Here is a 20,025-nt window from a genome sequence, read left to right on the forward strand (position 1 = left end):
TCCAAAACCGAATCTACAAGTCAGTCCCCTTTCCCGCGCACAGACGAAAGGTTGACGAAAATACCCCGCCGATCCATACAACACTGACTGTCCCCTGCGTCTAAGAGGCAAAGGCGCAAAGGGGCAAAGAGCCCGGATGGGCGATCGAAGCGATCGTCTTCAGGCTGCACCCGCCGGTGAAACCGACATCCTGCCCCTGAAAAACAAGGTCTCAGACAAATAGTCAAGACTCCCGGCACACACCACACGGATAATCCACAAAAAAAAGAGGAGCAGCCCCACAAGGAACCACTCCTCTTTTCATTTCCTGGCAGAGAAGGAGACGACTACAGGAACCGTTTGCCGCCCGTCTCCGAACGAGTCACCGCCACATTGCGTACATCCGCAGGAACCGTCGTCCGCGTATAGACATTCACTTCCTGGCTCTTCTGATCGGTCAACGTCAACGTATATCCGCCGTCACTCACCGCAAATCCGTACGACCAGGAGGTTCCGTCGTCATAGCGGCCCTCGAGAAGCCCCTTGTCGGCCGTATAACGCCCAGCATAACGCTCGAAATACGAATACTCGACCCGCTGGTACAGATTGAACGTGCCGTCGGAACAAAACTCCAGATAGACGACAAAGTCATCCGCCATGTCGCCGTTCCACTGAATCAATTGCCATTCGCCGACAACCTCCGAATCGACCGTTACGGACTCTTCGTCCGAACATCCGACAAACAGCAATGCTGCAAAGAGAATATAGATGTATTTTTTCATGTGTTTCATGCAATTTCAGGTTAAAGCCAACCGCCGTTCTTCGAACCCGAATCACGGGCGATGATCGCAAACTCCTTCGTCACCTCGATACCGCCGATGATCGTGGCCGAGCCCGGACGGTTGCCGCCCGCAACGGCCTTCACCGTGATGTGGGCCACACCGGGCTTCATGCACTTGATCATCAGTTGTCCGTTGTACATCTCCGGTTCGGACGGCAAGCCGAGTTTCTCCTGATCCTCCTTCGACATCTCGATGCCCGTATAGGTCAGATTGTTCGCCGATCCGCCGAAATACTGCGACAGGGTGATCAACTGCAGCGATCCGGTCGGAACCTTCAGGCAGGGCGTACCCTCGATCTGCATCAGCAGCTGATAGGCGTCGATCAGACCCGTACCCATCTTGCCGCGGTAATCCTCCAGATTGAGAACGGCGCCGGTCTCCTTCGTTCCCTCCAGATAGCACTCCAGGTCGCTGACCGACGTGAGATACATCGACACAAACTCTTCACGCGTATAGTGCTTGCCATTGGCCAGCGCATACGAGAGGCCCAGTGCGGCTACGCCCGAAGCGTGGGGACACGCCATCGAGGTACCCTGCATGTAGCCGTAGTCCGCTCCGGAGATCTCCGAGCAGAGCGTCGACAACACACCGGCCTTCTCTCCGCCGCTCTGGCCCGTGGTCTCACCGCCCGGTGCCGCCACATTGCAACCCGGACCGTAGCACGTGTAGTAGGCCGGCAGGTAATCGGGAGCAATCGAGGTCACCGAGATGAAATCGCGGTAGGCGCCCGGATACTGCGAGACCGGAAGGCCGTCGTTGCCGGCCGCATAGAAGACCAGTCCTCCGTCCAGTGCCGGGCAGTTTTTCTGATTCATGAAATAGAGCAGGGCTTCGTGCTCCAGCGGCGAACGCTCCTCATACATACGGTCCGACGAGATATCGTTGCCGCTGTAACCGTAGGAGCACTGCAGAATCGAAGCTCCGTGATCGGCGGCATACTTGATGGCCTGGCTGGCAATCAGGTCGGTGCCGCCCTTGCTGCCCGAGAAGATCTGGCACGACATCAGCCGCACGCCGTCGTTGTTGCCCGTGCCGCCGGCAACACCGGCAACACCGATACCGTTGTTGTTCACCGCAGCGACGGTGCCGGCCACGTGCGTTCCGTGGCCCGAGTCACCCAACTCCTCGCCCGAGATCGAGGTCTCGCGCTTGTCCCACGTGATGGGGCCGTCGTCCACGAAGTTGTAGCCGTGGATATCCTCGTTGTTGTACTCCGGCGAGGGTTTCGGATTGGTCCACATGTTGGCCGCCAGATCCGGGTGCGTATACTTGATGCCCTCGTCGACGATGGCCACGATCACCTGCGAATTGCCGCCCGTGAGTTTCCAGGCCGGAGCGGCATTGACATCGGCACCCACGCGGGCCGCCGTGGAAATGGCGGCATCGGCATTGTTGATATAGTGCCACTGCCAGAAGAGGTTCGGATCGTTGAAATCCGACGTTACCAGCGCACGAGTCTCTCCGTGGGCTCCGCCCGTGAAGGGATAGGCCTTGCCGTCGTACGCCTTGCGGAGCTCGACACTGAACTGCACCTTCGAAACCTCGGCAACCGAAGCCAGACGCTCGGCCGCCGCGTCGAGATCCTGATCCTCGTCGAAGGTGAGCACATACCAGCGGTGCAATCCGGCGGCACGCGTCTGCGCCTCGCGATCGCCGGCATAGGGGAACACGCGCTTGAACGAACTTACATGCAACTCTTCGAAAATCTCGTCGACTTGCTGGATGCCCGAACGCGTCACCTGCGAACGGGTAGCCGCCTGACGGGCCGCCGCCTCTTCCAGAACGGGGATCGCCTCTTCATTGAACTTGGCGATGATCGTTCCCTTGACGGCCGATGTGGAGGAGTTGCAGATCTTGGCTGCCGCCGGCTCTTGCGGGTCCGTAACCGAGGTAGCCGCATCCTGGATGGGATCCGAGCCGCACGCCGCAAAAAGAAGCGATGCCAGAATCAATACTTTCTTTCTGTTCTGCATATCTGTGTATCGTATTGAATTACGCCGCTCGCGACGGGCCGGATTCACACGGAGTCCGGACCCGTCCCGGGGCTTACGCTGTTATTCTACTTTCTTTCCGATTCGTTTGAAGGTCATCTCCGTTCCGGCATCAGCCGTCCGTGCCGACGTCACCGAGAACTTCGCCTCGGCCCGCTTGAGCGTCGGCATCGAGGCCGGAATCCGGTTTACCCCCACGTTGATCGCCTCACGACCGCCGAAAGCGGGCATATCGGGCTGCCCACCGCCAAACTCGGGCAGTTCGACGAAGTTCCGCGGACGGAATCCGTTGCGGATCTTCTCCCGCATCAGGGCGATGTTCTTCTCGACCGCAGCGGGAATGCCGCCCATATCCTTCTCCGGATCGACGAGCATCATCTCCATCGTCAGACTGAACAGGTCATAAACCGACCCCGTGAAAAGATACGAGAACATCAGCCCCTGTTCAACGGCCGCAGGCGATGTCACGACATAAAGATATCCGTCAGCCACGGCACCCAGGAACATGCCGAACGAGAAGTAGATGCCATTGCCGTCCGAGGGCATGAAGCCCAGATAGGTCTTCTGTCCCAGATATATACCCGTCGTCTGTTCGCCGTCGGCATAGAGGCCCAGTGCTCCGGTGTAACCCGAGAACATCGAGGTATTGGGGATGTAGTAGCCCAGCGCCTCGCCTCCCGAGGTGAAGTCGATGCCCGAAAGGCCCTTGATACGGACCACCGGCTGCGAACTGGTGCTCAGTTCGGGATCCTCGTACATCGTCACCTCGCCTATCCGCCGACGAACCGGTTCCGGTTCGTCGTCCATCAGATTGATGGCGTAGTAGTTCCACGTCGTGCCGGTCAGTTTCTTCAGCGAGGGCTGGCTGCCATTGGCCAGGTAGTCGCTGTAGCTGTAGTACTCCAGACCCGGGTTGAAGGTTCCCGTCGTCTTGTGCGTCTGCGACTTCGTCCGCGTGAAATAGCCATTGTTGACACGCAGTGCAAAGGTATACTCGCTGTCTCCGTTCAGACCGGTGAGCATCGTGCTGAAGTGACCGTCGTTGAGATTCTCGAGCTCCTCGTCGGAGAGCTCCGTACCCTGCTTGTCGAGCAGGTCATCGAGCGACTGACCCGAGATGCTGCTCGTACGGAAGAGTCCGTAGGTCAGCGATTCGATCTCCGAACCATAGGCATAGAACTTCACGGCATTGTCCGACGAGATGCCCTGTCCGGCAAACTCGTTCGAGGTCTCCAGACCGTAGGTCAGGTCGATCTCCTTCTCCTCGCCGGCGGCCACATAGCCGAACGACACATAGGCATACCCCTTCAGGTCGCCGCCTTCCTCGCCGTAGATGCAGCCGACAAGGGTATACTTGCCCGTCTTGAGGTCTTCGATCTTGATGGTGCCCGACTCCGAGATCGAGCCGTCGAAGGTGTCGGGATCCGCCTTGGCGGCATCCAGATCCTGGGCATAGAGGCTGGCCTGTCCATCGTCGACCACTCCGTCGTAGAGCGCATATTTCATCAGCTTGGCATCGTCGGAAAATGCGGCATCGATATTCACGACGCCATCCTCCGGTTCGTGCTTGGTCAGTTTGACCGTATAGTCGGGGGCCTGGACTCCCGGAAGCTGAATCCGCAGCAGGCCCGACATGTTCCCATAGTAGAACACGCCGGAGTGCTTCTCCAGCTCGAGCATGATGCTCTGCGTCGGGAAGGTGATCACGCCGTCCTTCAGCGTTCCGTACTGGTTGCCGGACTCGTCCATCGAGAAGTTCTCCGAAACGTTCGAGGCGATGCGGATCTCACCGTCGGTGGTCAGCAGCGACAATCCGGTGTTCTGATAGGGAATATAGACCTTGTCGGGGTCGCTGGCATCAATGATCGTATAGACATCGCGGCTCTGATAGGAGAAGTTCGGTTTTCCGGTCATGGCCTCCATGAAGGCGGCATTGTAGATCTTCATCCGGTAGAGACCCGGCTTGTCGTCACGCTCGTACATCTCGACCTCGATTTCGGGATTGGGGTTGAAGCCCGAACTGTTCGTCGAATAGAGGTTGCTGATCAGGTCGTCACGCCATTTGCCCTTGTTCGTCGACCCGTCCCCGCTGGTCAGGGGCACCCAGTCGGCACGGATCACCGAGAAGGAGAGCGACGTGGCATTGGGTCCGTAGATGGAGATGTAGTGCGGGTCCACGATGCGGATATCGCACGTATACTCCTTGCCCTTCTGGGCGTTGGGGAACGAGACCTTGAATTCGGTCTCCTTCTCGCCGGGGCCGAAGAACAGCGGCTCGATGTCGAAGATGCCCTCATCGCTGGTCGTCACCTCGACGGGCACCGTAATGGCATCAATGTACCGCGTGCGGCAGACCTTGTAGGTCACCTCCAGCGGGTCGGCCGAAGAGACCTCCACCTCGGTCGGCGAGCTCTGCGTGGGGAAGTAGACCCCATACGTATTCGGGTCCTCTTCGGCTCCGCGCGTATAGGTTGGATCGTCCGTACAACCGGCCACCAGTGCCGTTGCCAGGAATGTCCACAAAAGATATTTGAAATTCTTCACGGTTCGCTGAATTTATGGTTTGAATTTGATAGCGATTCGCTCGTCCGTACGGATTATTTCCACGGTTCGATCCTACCCGACGGATCGGGGTTGTTCTGCTTGGCGATGACGGGATTGTTCTGCGTCTCACCGCGCGTGATGACGAGGTTCCAGTAGGGAGCCCGGCCATCGACGTTGAGCCGGTACGACGACGGCGCGTTCGTACCCACATAGCCGCGCTTGCTCGACATGTTCAGACGCTTCATGTCGAACATCACGATGCCCTCGCCCCAGAACTCGATACGCTTCTGCAACATGAGCTCGTTGACGAAGTTTTCGAGCGACGAGCCCACCTTGACCGAGCAGTCGTACGTCGCACCGTCCATCATGCGGTAACTGGTCATGAACGAGTTGAGCAGACGAACACCCTCCGGCAGGTTGCCGGCCTGGGCCGTAGCCTCGGCCTCGATGAAGTACATCTCCTCGACACGCATGCAGCAGTGATCCGCCGCACCGCCGACGTTGTAGTCCTGATAGGCCCCCTGGGCCGGACGGAACTTGATGTTGGCATAATCCTTCAGGCTGTTGGCGAAGTAATCCTTGCTGTCGCTGCGGCAGCTCTTGTAGGCATAGCTGTTGCGGTCGGGGTCGAGCCACGAGTGGCGGCGGAAATCCCGGATGCTGATGCTGTTGTAGAGGTTCTTGTTGATACCGCGGCCGGCGTGGTAGTCCGACCAGTCGTTCTCGCAGCTCATGTGCGCCGTGAAGCAGAAGAGCGGCGATACACTCTCGTTCGGAAGAGCCAGACCCCAGATCCAGGCGTCGTTCGAGGTGGCGCTGTTGAAGCCGTTGGTCGGATCCTCCCACTGCTCCTGCGTCAGCGGCGTGCAGCCGCTGGCCGTGATCGCCTTGCGGGCGTACTCGGCCGCCGACCGATAGGCCGCAACGTCGTTCTTGGCCGTGCCGCGCTCCAGGTAGGCCCGCGCCTTCAGACCGTAGACCAGCGCCAGACTGATCGTATACTTGTCCGGAGCCGCATAGCTCTCCAGCAGCGTCTCGGCCTTGTCCAGGTCGGGGAAGATGATCTGGTCGTAGATGTCGTCGACCTTCGCACGCGGATTGTTCTTGGCCTGCGCCTCGGTGGTCTCGGGCAGCACGATGGGCACGCCCAGACCCAGCAGCTCCGGGGCCGAGGTGACCGTATTCTCCTTGAACTCGTACAGCCGCACCAGGTCGAAGTAGAACATGGCGCGATAGGCGTAGGCAAAGCCCAGATAGGAGCGCTGCGTGGCATCGAGCGACATGTAGTCATCCGTGTCGATGAGGCTGATGACGCTGTTGGCCATCATGATCCACGTATAGTAGTTGTCCCACGTCAGGGCTCCGACGGCGTAGTCGGCTCCCAGGGCGTCGTTCGTACCCCACTGGGCGAACCAGTCGTAGCCGATGTTGCCCGTCACCACCAGGTCGCCCGTCATCGACTCCATGGCCAGGTGGATGGCCGGCAGCGAGAAGTCCCACGCGGCACCCTGCTGGGCATAGCCCGTCGATCCGGCCTTGACCAGGGCGGCCGGAATACCGCGGATCGTCGTTTCGAGCGTTACCTGACGTTCGATGGCGATATCCGTCGGGGTCGCTTCCTTGATGCAGCCCGTGGCCAGAACGGCTGCGGCAAGCGTTGCAAGCGATATTTTCAAGTTGTTTTTCATAGTCTGTATATGTATCTTTGGGCGTTTAGAACTGGAGATTGATACCGCCCGAGATCGTGCGCACGGGCGAGTAGGTTGCCTGGGAAGTGGATCCCGAGTAGGAGTAACGGGGATCGAAACCCTGCCGTTTGGACCAGTAATAAACGTTTTCGCAGGCCAGATAGATGCGGATCCGGTCGATGCCGAGTTTCTGCGAGAGTTTCGCCGGCAGCGTATATCCGAGGTTGATGTTCTGCAGGTTCAGGTAGCTGGCATTCATCAGGAAGCGGTCCGACTGACCGTTCTGGTTCTGATCCTCGTACTGCAGACGCGGGATGTTCGACGAAGAGTTCTCCGGCGTCCAGGCGTTGAGGATATCCTTGTGCCAGTTCATACCCGTCGACTTGTTGGCCGGCGAGTACATCGCGGCGGCATATCCCGAGTCATAGGCCAGACCGCCGATCTGATAGGTGAAGGCCACGCTCAGATCGAAACCGTAGCAGCTCAGGCTCGTGCCGAAACCGCCGTAGAGGTCGGGAATCGGGTCGCCGCAGAGGTAATCCGAAGCCTTGGCATATTCGGTCGTGGTCGTACGCCCGATGACGTTGCCGTCGGTATCCGTCTCGTCCATGTACCACATCGACTCACCCTCGCTCGATACGCCGGCGTACTTCTTCATGTAGAAGGTGTACATCGGAAGCCCCTCGCCGAAGAAGGTCGTGCCGCTCACGTAACCGCCGTAGCCCTCGACCACCTTGTTGCGGCGCTCCTGCGGCAGCATCGTGATCTTGTTGCGCAGGTGGGTCATGTTGAGGTTGATGTCCCAGACGATCTTGTCGGTGCGGATGGGCGTGTAGTTGAGTTCGATTTCGATACCGCTGTTGCGCATGTCGCCGACGTTGGCGTAGTAGGACGAGTAGCCCTGCGAAGGCGGTACGGGGAACGACAGCAGCATGTCGGTGGTCTTGCGCAGGAAGTACTCCACGCCGCCGGTCACCATTCCGCGCAGGAAGCTGAACTCGACACCGGCATTGAAGTTCGAGTTGGTCTCCCAGGTGATGTTCTCCGAACCCTTCGAGTTGAAGACCGTCGAGACTTCGCCGTTGGCATTCTCGATCGTGTAGGTGTTCGTATACTGGAAGTTGCCGATGTTGTCGTTACCCTGCGAACCGATCGAGGCCTTCACCTTGAGGTTGTCCAGCCACTCCTGGGTCCCGGCCATGAAATCCTCGCGCGAGAGGATCCACGCACCGCCCAGCGACCAGAAGTTACCCCAGCGGTGATCGGGGTGGAAGCGCGACGAGGCGTCGCGGCGGAACGAGGCCGAGAAGAAGTACTTGCTCGAGTAGTCGTACATCACGCGGGCGAAGTAACCTTCGTTGTTGTACTCGCTGCGCGACGATCCGGCGCTCTGCTTGTCGATGACCGCACCCGAAAGCTCGTCGTTCTCCTGCGTGAGCATGTGGCTCTTGCTGGCCGAGAGGCTGTAGCTACGGGCATTGTAGTATTCGTGACCCACCATGACGTTGAGGTTGTGGGCCCCGAACTGTTTGGTATAGTTCAGGATCTGCTGCGTGTTGTATTCGAACTGACGCGAGTGGCCCTTTCCGATGAGGCCCTTCTCGCCCTTGTACTGTCCGAAATAGGGGTTCATGATGCTCGTCGAGCGCGTCTCGTCGAGCGTGACGCCCGCATTGAACGTGAACTTGAAATCCTTCAGGAAGGTGATGTCGAAATAGGTCGTGCCGTTGAAGGCGTTTCCTTCGGCATTCGAGGTGTCGAGGCGCGAATCCGAGAGGGCGTTGCTGTCGGTGAAGATCGAACGCTCCATGCCGGCATTGTGGCCGTAGTCGTACATCATGATCCCGTCCTCCGTGTAGCGGATGTTGCCGTTGCCGTCACGGATGTAGAGCGGGTAGATCGGGCCGACGGTCGTCGTGTAGGCGAAGACGTTGCCCGAACTGTTGCTGGCGCCTCCGTCGTCGATCTGGTCGTAGTTGAAGCGCGAATAGTTGAGGTTGGCACCCATCTTCAGCCACTTCTTGGCCTGATAGTCGACCTTCAGACGCGACGTGAAGCGCTGCATGTCGGAGTTGTAGGCAATACCCTGATTGTCGAGGTAGCCGGCCGACGCATAGACCGAGGTCTTCTCGCCCGACCCCGAAATACTGATGTTGTACTCCTGACGCAGCGAGTGACGGAAGGCGGCATCGGTCCAGTTGTCGGGCTGGATGTAGTACTCCTCCCCCTCGTAGACGACGCGGCGGCCGAGCGTGGCCTGCGGATTGACCTTGCCGTTGATGCCGATGAACTCCTGCCCCTCGGGGAGCGTGTAGACCATGTAGCCCAGACCGCCGTCATTGGCCGAAGCGGTCAGGTTCTGATTGGCCAGCGAGTGAGCCTGAATTTCGCTGTAACCCGAATCAAGGTAGTAACGCTTCAGGGCGTCGTAGTGCACCTCGTAGAACTGAGCCGGATCGGTGATGTACTCGTAGTCCTTGACGGCACGCGAGTTGACACCCCACTTGGCATCGAACGAGATGACGGCCTCCTTCGATTTGGCCTTCTTGGTGGTGATCATCACCACGCCGTTGGCACCGCGGGCTCCGTACAGGGCATTCGACGCGGCATCCTTGAGCACGGTCATCGACTCGATATCGTTCGGGTTCAGATTGTTCAGGTCTCCCGAATAGGGCATGCCGTCGACGATCCACAGCGGGCCGTTTCCGGCGTTGAGCGAACTGAAACCGCGGACGCGGATTTCGGGGCTCGTACCGGGCTGTCCGGAGGTGTTCGTCAGCTGCACACCGGCCACCTTGCCGGCCAGGGCCTGAGCGACGTTCGACTGCTGCGATTTGGCAATGTCATCGGACTTGATCACGGCAGCCGAACCGGTGAAGGCCTCCTTCTTGGCCGTACCGAAGGCGACGACGATCACATCGTCAATGGCCTGCGAATCCTCCTTGAGGACGATGTCGATACGGGTTTTCCCGGCGATGGCGAGTTTCTGCGACTGGTAGCCGATGAACGAGACAAGCAGCGTCGCATCCGAGGCGGCCGAGATGGAATAGGAACCGTCGACATTGGAGGTGGTACCGTTCGTGGTCCCTTCGACAAGGATGGTGGCTCCGGCGACCGGATTACCGGCATTGTCCTTGACGGTTCCGGTTACCTGGACCTGTTGGGCAAAGGAGGCCAAACAGAGACTCAGGGTCACCGATAGCGTAAAAAGTAGTTTTTTCAGCATAAAAAAGAATAGAAAATTGGCTCAACACAGGATATGGACGGCGAACGCCCGCTGGGGTTCGGTCACAAGAATACTCACCCTCCCGGACACGGCCCCGAATGCGGCCGGGCCCGGAAAGGTGAGCGGTAGTTATCTGTCAGTCATTGTATAAGGTCTCTCTCACAAATCACTCACACACACATCACTCGTAGAAGGAATCCGGAAGATCGTTGCTCTTCTCGCCCGTATATTTCTTCACTTTGCCCTTGTACTGGATGTAAATCGTATTTTTCTTGCAGTAGCTATAGGGTCCTTTTGCCGAGATATAGTCTTTCATCGAGAACTCGATGTTCCAGCCGCTGCCATCCTTCGAAATCGAGACGCTGGCCACATCCGGGCAGAAACTACCGGAAGTACCCGCACTCCAACTCTGATCGAAATAATACTGGGAATATCCAAGGTAGTCGCTGTTGTTCATCTCAAACTTCCATTTGAAATCGGAGCCCAGCAGTTTGTCCACACTGACATTCAGAGATTCTCCCTCCGAATACTCTCCCTGCACACACAGCACCGGAGTACCATTGGGCGAATCAACTCCTCCGACCTGGCCGGCGGTCTGGGGCGTTACGAAGTAGAAGAAATAGGCCGGGAAGGAATTTCCCTGGAACGAGTTCTTGGCATCGTGACGCACCTGAACCTCGAGAATCTCCCAGTCGTTAACCACGGAGCCATCCTCGGCATAGGCAACAAACTGCGGCTTGTAGGGCATAACCGGCGTCAGCACTCCGGTCATGTCGTTATCGTGGCGCGTAAAGGAGCCGTACCACTCGGCCTTCACCGACGGACCGGTCGGGAACTGCACGTCGACACTCACATAGTAGGTAGCCGTTCCGACGGCAATCGCGCGGACCGTACCCGTGGCACCCTTGCCCGAAGCCATCCTCGGATCGTAGGTCGTATAGGTATCGTAATCGTATACAAAGAGACCGATCTTTTCGGTATCGGTTGCCAGATCGAACGTCTTGCCCATATCGCTTCTGGCAATGTTCAACTGTACGGCATAGCCGCCCGTAGTCAGGCCGGCAAGACCCTCCGGCTCCTCGGCATCCGGATCGGGCACGCCCAGTGCAAACTGATAGCTGGCTGCATACTGGTTGTCAAAGCGATAGATCGTAGCCAGATCGGCATCCACGACTGCTTCTTCGTTGACCGTCACCGTCATGTGATTCGTGCTGGCATAGCCTACACCGATCGTATTGTTGTCATAGTCGGCGCGCAGACGCGAATCGGCATTCTCAATGTCGAGCGACACGGTGAGTTTCGCATCGTCTCCACGGTCCTTCTTCAGCGTGAGCTTGCCTGTCGTCCCCTCGGCCTCGGCAGTCTTAAACTCACCGCACTGAATCGAGACCTTCGACAGATCGGCCGTCGAAAAATCGATCTCCAGCGTCGAACCGGCCGTCAACCGTCCGTTGACAATCTTCTCGGCATCGATATCAGACGGAATCTGGATGGTTACACCCGCGGGAGACTCCGTCGTCGGAGCCGACGTCACACCCTCTGCCTCGTAGAGGTAATAGGTCGTGGTTCCGGCCGTCAGATCGGCCCACTCCACGATGCTGCCGATCTTCGTGACCGTATCATCGAGGGCATACTGGTTGTTCAGAACCGGCAGTTTGTACTGCACGCACTCGTTGTTGTAACGGGCCAGCAGCGTCTTGCCCGATTTCATCGTCACATCAAGGTAAAGAACAAACTGGTTGCTAAGCTCCAGCAGGCGCGTCGACAACTGAATTTTCTCCACGTCTGTGGCCAGCGTCAACTTGTTCACCGAAATATCCTTGTAGGCGACAGAGAAATTCTCCGAAGCGGTATCAACCTCTCCATGAGGCTTTTTCACAACGATTTTCAGATAGTCATCAGCATTCTCCATCCCTTTGACTGTCGAGATACCCTCGCTCGGAGAGAGATAAAAATTATAAACCTCGGAATCGTTCTCGTCAATCTCGTATACGACCGATTTGATATCAATCGGATCACCACCATCGTATTCGAACTGATCGGTCAGCGACACGGGAGGAGGCGTAGGTTCTCCCCCATTTCCTCCGTTATCGGCATCGTCCTTTTTGCAGGATGTCGTGATTAAGGCAGCACTCAGAGCCACCCACGTCAGAATACGTAATCCTGAAGGGAAGATTTTTTTCATAGCGTTGATTTTAAGGATTAAGATAATGAAGGCACAGGGAACGAGGGATTCCCCGTGCCTTCATCGAGAATTCTTGAAAATTGGGAGTACCCAAAATTTGGGAGTACTAACGGAACAAGAGCTTGCCGTTGGTATTGTAACGGGCCTTAACCGCCGACAGAACCTGCGGGGCATCCTTCTTCGAGGGCACCTTCGACAATTTGCCGGCACTGGTTACGACCGGTTTGTCATTACCGTCCAGCTCCTTGCCCGACGAAACGACCGGCGTATCGGAGTTTCCAAGGTAAACCGGACCCGTCCACTCTCCGGTAATCTTGTGGTGAAGGACATCCTCGCCGTCGATCTTGAAGGTGAACCAGTTGTCTCCGCCTTCAGCCTTCTCCACAACCACGGTTCCGGTGTAGAGGCTGGCGTAACCCATCATCGAGGCCCGGTTGGTCGGAGACTGACCCTGATCGTTCTTCACCTTTTCCGGATCTCCGGTGTATCCATACGGAACTCCCTGGCCCCAAGCACTATCCAGATAGAGCCAGCGCGTTCCGATATGGCCCTCGCCCGACTGGTATCCACGCAGGCAGACTCCCGGATACATCGAGGCCGGATAACGATTGGCCGAAACCGTGTAGGTTCCCGGAGTAATCTTGCCCCCGTCGCCCTCTTCGACAAGCAGGTCGATGCGGAAGATATCGCCCGGAACGAGCTTGCCCACAACGCCCTTGGAATGATCACTCTCATCGATCCATCCCTGATAATCCGGATCGGTCTTATCGTAGGTACCAGTCTCCAGACCGATGTCGATGTACTGGTAGCTGCAGCGGGCCGGGGCCGAAGGATAGAGGGTATAGATCTTGTCGATCTTGTCGAAGCCCCACGCACCGATATAGATCCGGTCGTCCGAGGGATAGCAGTTGGCGCGTTTCTGGTAGTCCAGATCCAGCTCGAGATCCGACTCCAGGGTCGACGAACCGTCATCCTCATTGTCGTCCGACTGGTCCTCGATATAGATCTTGCCTTCATACGAACCCTTGACGCTGTAGCCGTCGGCCGTGATCAGGTCGAACGTGATGCGGTAACCACCGTCGGCCGCATTGGCAATGACGATATCTCCGGTTGCAGGATAGGTATACAGACCCGACTGTGAGCCGTCGTCGTAGAGCGCATAGGTACCGAACGGGAAGACCATACCCATCACCGACAGCTCGGTTCCCGGCAGCCAGGTGCGCTGTTCGAGCGACTGGGAGGCGGAATAGGTATCCGGTTCGAGGCAGATGTCGTTCGGATCGTTGAACTTGCGGCCGAAGATATCCAGCGTGATACCGGCTCCGCCGATCTCGCCGTTCATGATCTTCCGGTCCTGGATAACGATCTGCATCATGCCGCTGCCCGTCGAGAAGTAGTCGCCCAGATAGATGGCCTGGCAGTCGAAGCCCTCGATCGTCAGATCGCGGCCCAGCTGCGGCAGGGCGGCATTGAAGGTACCGTTGGCAATGGTCAGCTGACCCTGGAAGAGGATCTCGTGCTCCTGATAGTCGGCATCGAGATAGGTGGCATTGATGGTCACCTCGCCACTCTCCTCGTCCTGAAGGATCGTCACGTCACCGACCAGCGGCATCGTCCGTTTTTCACCCTGGGCGTTGACATAGATCACCGAACTGTAATCGCTGTAATAGGTATGATCCTCGTTGCCGGCACTCTCCGAGAAGACTCCGACGGGCATATCCATCCACGAATCGCCGGGAGTGCCGTAAAAATCGAGAACCAGGGCGTAACCCTCTTCCGTGAGGTCAAACGACGTGCCCGATCCCGAATATTTGGTATTGGTAACGGCCAGATAGTAGTTGTTGGTGCCGGCCGCCTTGATCGAACCCTGATAACGGGCGAAGATCTGGGTGTCGAGTGTCGGCGTCTGATCCACGGTGTCCTTATCGGTGTGGCGCACACACAGGCCGTAGTAGTCTCCGACAAGAGTGACTCCGGAGCCCGAAGTCACATTGAGCGACATTTTCAACGTGGTGGTGGAGGTCAGAAGAATATAGAGGCTCGACGACGAACGCGTAGCCAAATCGGCCGTTGCTGCCGAAATATCAATATCCTTATACTTCAAGGAGTTCATTCCGGTCCCGAGCTCCACGTCTCCGGCCGGAGTTTTCGTCTCGATCTTGATGTAGTCGTCGGCCAGAAGCATGGCGTCGAGACTGATCAGACCCTTGGTCGGCGAGAAATAGAACGTATAGACACGCTCCTCCTCATCATAGGTATAAACGACCGATTCGATTTTGCTCTGAGCACCCGCATAAGAGAAGGTATTCTCGGCCTGCGAGACCGCGCCCTCCGACTTATCCGAGGTACAGGAGGTTGCAAATCCTCCTAAAACAAACACCAAACAACTGATAAACAACTGCTTAAACCCACAAGAACAAAGGGAAAGGGGGGGGGTAATTGGGCAGAATTTCTTCATAGGAGATATTTTTTTATTTTTCCGGACCGTCCGGAGATTTTCTTGAATTTTTAACGTCTTTCGATACTTCACCATATATTCCAGCACTCACTCAATCGGGGAAAACACACTCTCCACGAAACGGCATCCGTTCCAAAGGTTCGCCACGATGATTCGCACACGCGTTTTTACCGAACAGAAAAGAGAGCCCTGCAACCTCCGACCAAAGGGCCGCACGAGGGGTGCACTCAATCACTTTTGCCTCTGATATCGCGTCCAAAGGTAAGCATCTCGCAGAAAAAAAACAAGAACGAGTACCTTTTTTTTGCAACGGCTGGAATCCGATCCACATAACAAAAAAAGCCGAAAAAGCAGTCCTCTCTAATGAAATGAAATTCGAACACGGCGATTTCTTTTGATTTGTCCGAATCCGAAGATTTTTACTTATGATTTTTTTGACCGTTTTCTCGGGTTAACAAGGGGCATTCCACCCCACCATGCTTTCGAATCGGCACCGTGTTCCACACGACAAGCCATCAAAAAAGGCTTCGCCGTCCTTCCTTCCGTCATTACCCCCACCGTCCCGTTCCGGCATTCTCCGTGGCTCTTCAGACAAGCCATCCGGTGAAAACAAAAAAAGCGGACAACTCATTCGAATTGTCCGCTTTGGTAGCGGGAGAAGGACTCGAACCTCCGACCTTCGGGTTATGAGCCCGACGAGCTGCCAACTGCTCCATCCCGCGATATATCTTCTGATCCTGCGACGACCAACCGGCCCTCGCCCGATCCCTTTCTATCGCCTTTGCGAGTGCAAAGATAAGTCAAAAAAAAGTCTCCTGCAAATTATTTTTTCCGTCCGGTCCGTCGAAACGGGCTGAACCGGTCATCAATCAGCGATTTAGACGTCGAAAATTATTTTAGCGAGGCGGCCACGATCTCCGAAAGATCACGCACCTGGCTCCGCGTACCGCGTCCGATGGCCTTCTTGCAGAGCGGGCAGGCCGTGACGATCACCTCGGCCCCCGTCGCCTCAAGTTCGGCCGCCACCGAGCGGGCTATCTGCACCTGCTGGCCGTCCGAAATGGCCGTATTGGCCACCGACGAACCGCAGCATAGGGCATTCTCACGCGTCGAGGCGGGTTCCAACAACTCCCCGACCGCCTCGATCACGGCGCGCGGTTCGTCGTAGATGCCGCTGCCGCGTCCCAATTCGCAGGGATCGTGGTACGTAAAGCGCGTCGAACCGTGTTCGAGGGTCAGACGCCCGGCACGGATCAGCCGCAGGATGTACTCCGAGTGGTGGAGCACCTCGATGCCCGGCAGGTCGTAATCCTCGCGGAAGACCTTCAGGCAGATCGGGCACGACGTGACAAGCGTCGTAATGCCGTGTTTGCGGAAGAGATCGGCGTTGTATTTCATCATCTTGCGGGCCGAATCGGTCTCGCCGGCCAGCTTCAGCGGGCGCCCGCAGCAGACGCCTCCCTCACGGTCGGCCCACCAGACCTCCTCGCCCGCCGCCTCGAAGATCGTCGACATGGCCGTCAGCGTACGCGGCGTGAGCAGCGTCATGCACCCCGCAAAGTAGCCCACCTTGCCCTCGCCCGACGAGCGATCCTGCCCCTTGAAGTAGTCGTAACGGCGTTCGTCGGGGACGTTGTGCATCTTGTCGCGCGAATTCAGACGCAGCGTGTTGAGGTCGATGTCGACCGGGCACCGCTCGGCACAGCGGCCGCACATCAGGCAGTTGTCGGCCACCTGCAGCCGCAGATGGTTGTAGCGGCGGTCGCGCAGGAAGTAGACCGACTGCACGTCGTTGATCCCCAGCACGCTCTGCAGCTGGCAGGGGTCGATGCAGATGCCGCAGCGCGAGCAGGCCTCGACCTGAAAGTGGTCGTACGACGACTCCTTCTCCGAGGAGCGGATGCCGTAACGGCGCAGGAAGATGAGCGGGATCTCCGTGAAGATGTGCATGTAGCGCGAGAAGGGAAGCGCCACGAAGAAGAGTCCCAGGCACGAGGAGTAGAACCACCACGCCACGGACTCCATCGTCAGCAGCGGCATCGTCCCGATGTGGGCGGCCATCCAGCTGCCGATCGAGCCGGTGAGGAATCCCCCGCCGCCGTAGATGGCGCACGTAGTGCTCTCGGCCACCAGACGCGCCGGGAAGATGAACCACAGCGCCGAGAGGGCTATGCGGTCGCCCAGGACGTGTTTCGTCGTGCGTTTCAGCCCCATGGCCCGCGAATAGAAGCGTTTGCCCCAGGCCAGCGCCACGCCCGAGAGGACGAAGAGCAGCAGCAGGTCCATCAGGAAGTCGAAGACCGGCTTGTGTTCGAGCCCCGTGGCGAAGTATTTGAAGAAGACGTGGCCCTGCAGCGGCACGTAGCGCAGACCGAGGTAGGCTACGGTCTCAATCCACCCCACGGCGATGAGCAGGAACCACCCGAAGGCCAGCGACATGTGCATGTAGCCCAGCAGCGGGTTGACGCGGAAGATGCGGCGGTGGAGCAGCGATTCGCTGATCACCTCGCCCACGGCTCCGAGGGTCTTCCGCGTGGGAAGGCCCCGCAGCAGACGCATCTTGTCGCGGCGCGGAAGCTCCCAAAGCCAGTGGCCCCACTTGCAGAACAGCGTGAGGAACATCACCGCGGCGCCGAGAATGAACGGCAGACAGAAGGGTGCGTAGAATGTCATCGTCAGAAATCTCCCAGTTTACGTTTGATCAGCATCACCACCCCGCGCGTATTGATTCCCCGCGGGCAGACCAGGCGGCACTTGCCGCACAGCATGCACTTGTTCATCTCCTCGTAGGCCCCCTGGTACTCGCCGCGGCGGACCAGCGTATGCACCCGCCGGAAGTTGAACGACGTGAGGTTGCCCGCCGTACAGATCGCCGTGCAGGCCCCGCAGCCGATGCAGGTCTGCAGTTCGGGCATCTCGCGCAGGATCTCGTCGCTCTTGCGCAGGTTGTTGCGGTCGAGGTCGATCACCCGCGGCTTGGAGATCGTATATCCGAAATTGATTGCTGCCATCGCTCTATGCCTCCACGTATCGGGCCGCGGCATCGGCCGCAGCGGTTGCTTCGTTCAACGATTCGCCGATGGTCTTCGGCGCCGTCACGGTCCCGGCGTAGAAGATTCCCCCGACGTTGCTGGAGACGTTGCCCAGGAAGAGGTCGCGGGGTTTCATGAAACCGCTCGCGGCACGCTGCAGCCCGGCACCTTCGGCCAGTGCGGCGTTGTCGTCGTTGGCCCGCATGCCGACGAGCAGCACCAGCATGTCGACGCTCATGCGCAGTGGACGCCCCGTGAGCGTATCTTCGGCCTTGATCTGCACGCGCCCCTCGAGCGTGGGGCTCGCCTCCGAGATGCGCCCGCGCACGAAGTGGATGTTATAGGTCTGCTGCGCCTCGCGGTAAAGCTCCTCGTAACCGGGTCCGAACATGCGGATATCCATGTAGAAATTGAAGACGTCGGCCTCGGGGAAGAGGCGCTTCATCTCGATGGCCTGCTTGACGCCCGTCACGCAGCAGACCTTCGAGCAGTGTTGCTGGCAGACCTTCTCGTCGCGCGAGCCGACGCAGTGCAGGAAGGCGATGCGGCGCGGCGCCGTACCGTCGGCCCGGGCCACACGGCCTTCGTTGAACATCCGCTCCAGATCGGCCGACGTCAGCACGTTGTCGTAGATGCCGTAGCCGTACTCCTCCTTGATCGAGGCGTCGAACAAGGTCGATCCCGAGGCCAGCACCACCGCCTCGCACGTCAGCCGTCGGCCGTCGGCGAGCGTCACGCTCTGCGGCGTGAAGTCCTTCACTTCGGTGGAGGTCATCACCTCGATGCCGTGCTCGTTGACCCGCCGCCGGAGGTCGGTCAACACCTCCTCGGCCGGGGTGAACGAGGGAAACAACACATGCCAGCCCCTCAATTTGCCGCCCAGTTCGGGCTCCTTCTCGACAATCACGGGCTCCATGCCCTGTTCCACGAGGCGCAGGGCCGTCTGCATGCCCGCTACGCCGCCGCCTATGACGATGATGCGTTTCTTCATTACTCTCTGATGTCGTATATCGTATCCGTCGGGCAGCAGTTGACCACCGCCGACGCGGGTTTGCCGATGTATTTGCCGTTGCGGCCCAGGTATTTGGCCGCCGGGTCGTAGTCGATGCCCATCTTGTCGAGCAGCGGCTCGACGTCGACCTGGTGCATCTGGATGCCCAGCGCCCAGGGGTCGTAGCCCAGCACCAGCCCGGCCATCTCCTCGTAGGTGAGCACCGGAATGCCGTGGCCGTTCTGGCCGTAGGTCGTCCCCTCCATCTCGGCGATGGCGTACTGCCACTTGTCGAGGAACATCGCGCAACCCGGGCAGTTGGCCACGATGAAGTCGGGTTTGTAGGGGGCCATGCTCTCGAGCTTCTTATGCGAATTGGCGATCGAGTAGCCGCGGTTGGCCTGTACGAGGTAGTTGCGGAAGCCGAAGCCGCAGCAGTGGCGCCGTTCGGGATAGTCGACCACCTCGCCGCCCCACGACTCGATCATGCCGGCCAGCACGTAGGGGAACTCCGAGCCGCCGATGCCCGATTTGGGGAAGATCTTGGCGTAGTGGCAGCCGATATGCTCGACCACGCGCAGCGGTTCGCCCGTAACGGCGTTGACCAGCCGATGCTTGGCCCGGCGGGAGATCTCGTCGCGGAAGTGGAACATCACGTCCGACGTATGGGCCACATTGGCCGGTTTGCGGAATTCGCGCCCCGTGGCCTTGAAGAGGTTCTCGCGCGTCTTCTCCTCGGTCTCGGGAAACTCTTTCCACGTGGCCAGCACCTCGGTGTAGATGCCGAAGGAGGTGATGCACGAAGTGACGAAATTCTCGTAGCCCGCCTCGTTCATCAGCGAGAACTGCCGCGCCACCACCGTCATGATCGTCTCCAAGGGCACGATGTCCGAATGGTAGCCGATGCCGGTGCACGACGAGTGTTTCGGATCGTCGAGCAGATCCTTGCCCAGATCGTTCGTCAAGATATCGATAAAGGCCTTCTCGCTGCCCGGGAAGAAGTTCTGCCGGATGCAGCTGCGGGCATAGTAGTAGTGGTCGTCGGCAATCTCCTTCTGATACTCCTGCCAACTTCTGCGTTTCATCATC

General features: G+C 58.3%; 11 protein-coding genes and 1 tRNA gene. All 12 read right to left on the reverse strand.

Annotated elements, in window-relative coordinates:
- Positions 1–326: 326 nt before the first annotated feature.
- Positions 327–770 carry a hypothetical protein gene (locus PUQ42_RS01915; RefSeq protein ID WP_273370460.1) on the reverse strand — a complete coding sequence of 148 codons (444 nt, stop codon included), beginning with the start codon at positions 768–770 and terminating at the stop codon, positions 327–329.
- A gap of 11 nt (positions 771–781) precedes the next feature.
- A complete protein-coding gene (locus PUQ42_RS01920; protein WP_273370462.1) occupies positions 782–2,794 on the reverse strand; it encodes a S8 family peptidase in 2,013 nt (670 codons plus the stop codon).
- An 81-nt stretch (positions 2,795–2,875) separates the two neighbouring features.
- The gene (locus PUQ42_RS01925) at positions 2,876–5,356 is read right to left on the reverse strand and encodes a hypothetical protein (RefSeq protein ID WP_273370464.1); all 2,481 of its coding nucleotides are present in this window, start codon (positions 5,354–5,356) and stop codon (positions 2,876–2,878) included.
- Between the two features lie 53 nt (positions 5,357–5,409).
- Positions 5,410–7,044, reverse strand: a complete 1,635-nt coding sequence (locus tag PUQ42_RS01930) for a RagB/SusD family nutrient uptake outer membrane protein (protein ID WP_273370465.1) — start codon at positions 7,042–7,044, stop codon at positions 5,410–5,412.
- A 25-nt stretch (positions 7,045–7,069) separates the two neighbouring features.
- Positions 7,070–10,270: a SusC/RagA family TonB-linked outer membrane protein gene (locus PUQ42_RS01935; protein ID WP_273370467.1), complete on the reverse strand. Its 3,201-nt coding sequence runs from the start codon at positions 10,268–10,270 to the stop codon at positions 7,070–7,072.
- Between the two features lie 181 nt (positions 10,271–10,451).
- The gene (locus PUQ42_RS01940; RefSeq protein WP_273370469.1) at positions 10,452–12,149 is read right to left on the reverse strand and encodes a hypothetical protein; all 1,698 of its coding nucleotides are present in this window, start codon (positions 12,147–12,149) and stop codon (positions 10,452–10,454) included.
- Between the two features lie 412 nt (positions 12,150–12,561).
- On the reverse strand, positions 12,562–14,835 hold the full coding sequence (locus tag PUQ42_RS01945) for a hypothetical protein (protein WP_273370471.1): 2,274 nt from the start codon (positions 14,833–14,835) through the stop codon (positions 12,562–12,564).
- Positions 14,836–15,559: 724 nt separating this feature from the next.
- A tRNA-Met gene (locus PUQ42_RS01950) sits at positions 15,560–15,635 on the reverse strand.
- A gap of 169 nt (positions 15,636–15,804) precedes the next feature.
- Entirely contained in the window at positions 15,805–17,586 is a 1,782-nt protein-coding gene (locus PUQ42_RS01955) for a (Fe-S)-binding protein (RefSeq protein WP_273370473.1), read from the reverse strand.
- A 2-nt stretch (positions 17,587–17,588) separates the two neighbouring features.
- The gene (locus PUQ42_RS01960) at positions 17,589–17,924 is read right to left on the reverse strand and encodes a 4Fe-4S dicluster domain-containing protein (protein WP_087310022.1); all 336 of its coding nucleotides are present in this window, start codon (positions 17,922–17,924) and stop codon (positions 17,589–17,591) included.
- 4 nt (positions 17,925–17,928) lie between these two features.
- Positions 17,929–18,936 carry an FAD-dependent oxidoreductase gene (locus tag PUQ42_RS01965; RefSeq protein WP_273370474.1) on the reverse strand — a complete coding sequence of 336 codons (1,008 nt, stop codon included), beginning with the start codon at positions 18,934–18,936 and terminating at the stop codon, positions 17,929–17,931.
- Positions 18,936–20,024, reverse strand: coding sequence for a CoB--CoM heterodisulfide reductase iron-sulfur subunit B family protein (locus tag PUQ42_RS01970; RefSeq protein ID WP_273370477.1), 1,089 nt, complete (start codon positions 20,022–20,024; stop codon positions 18,936–18,938). The genes PUQ42_RS01965 and PUQ42_RS01970 overlap by 1 nt, the downstream gene beginning before the upstream one ends.
- Between the last annotated feature and the right edge of the window lies 1 nt (position 20,025).

It is taken from the genome of Alistipes megaguti (genome assembly GCF_944320325.1).
GTDB lineage: Bacteria > Bacteroidota > Bacteroidia > Bacteroidales > Rikenellaceae > Alistipes > Alistipes megaguti.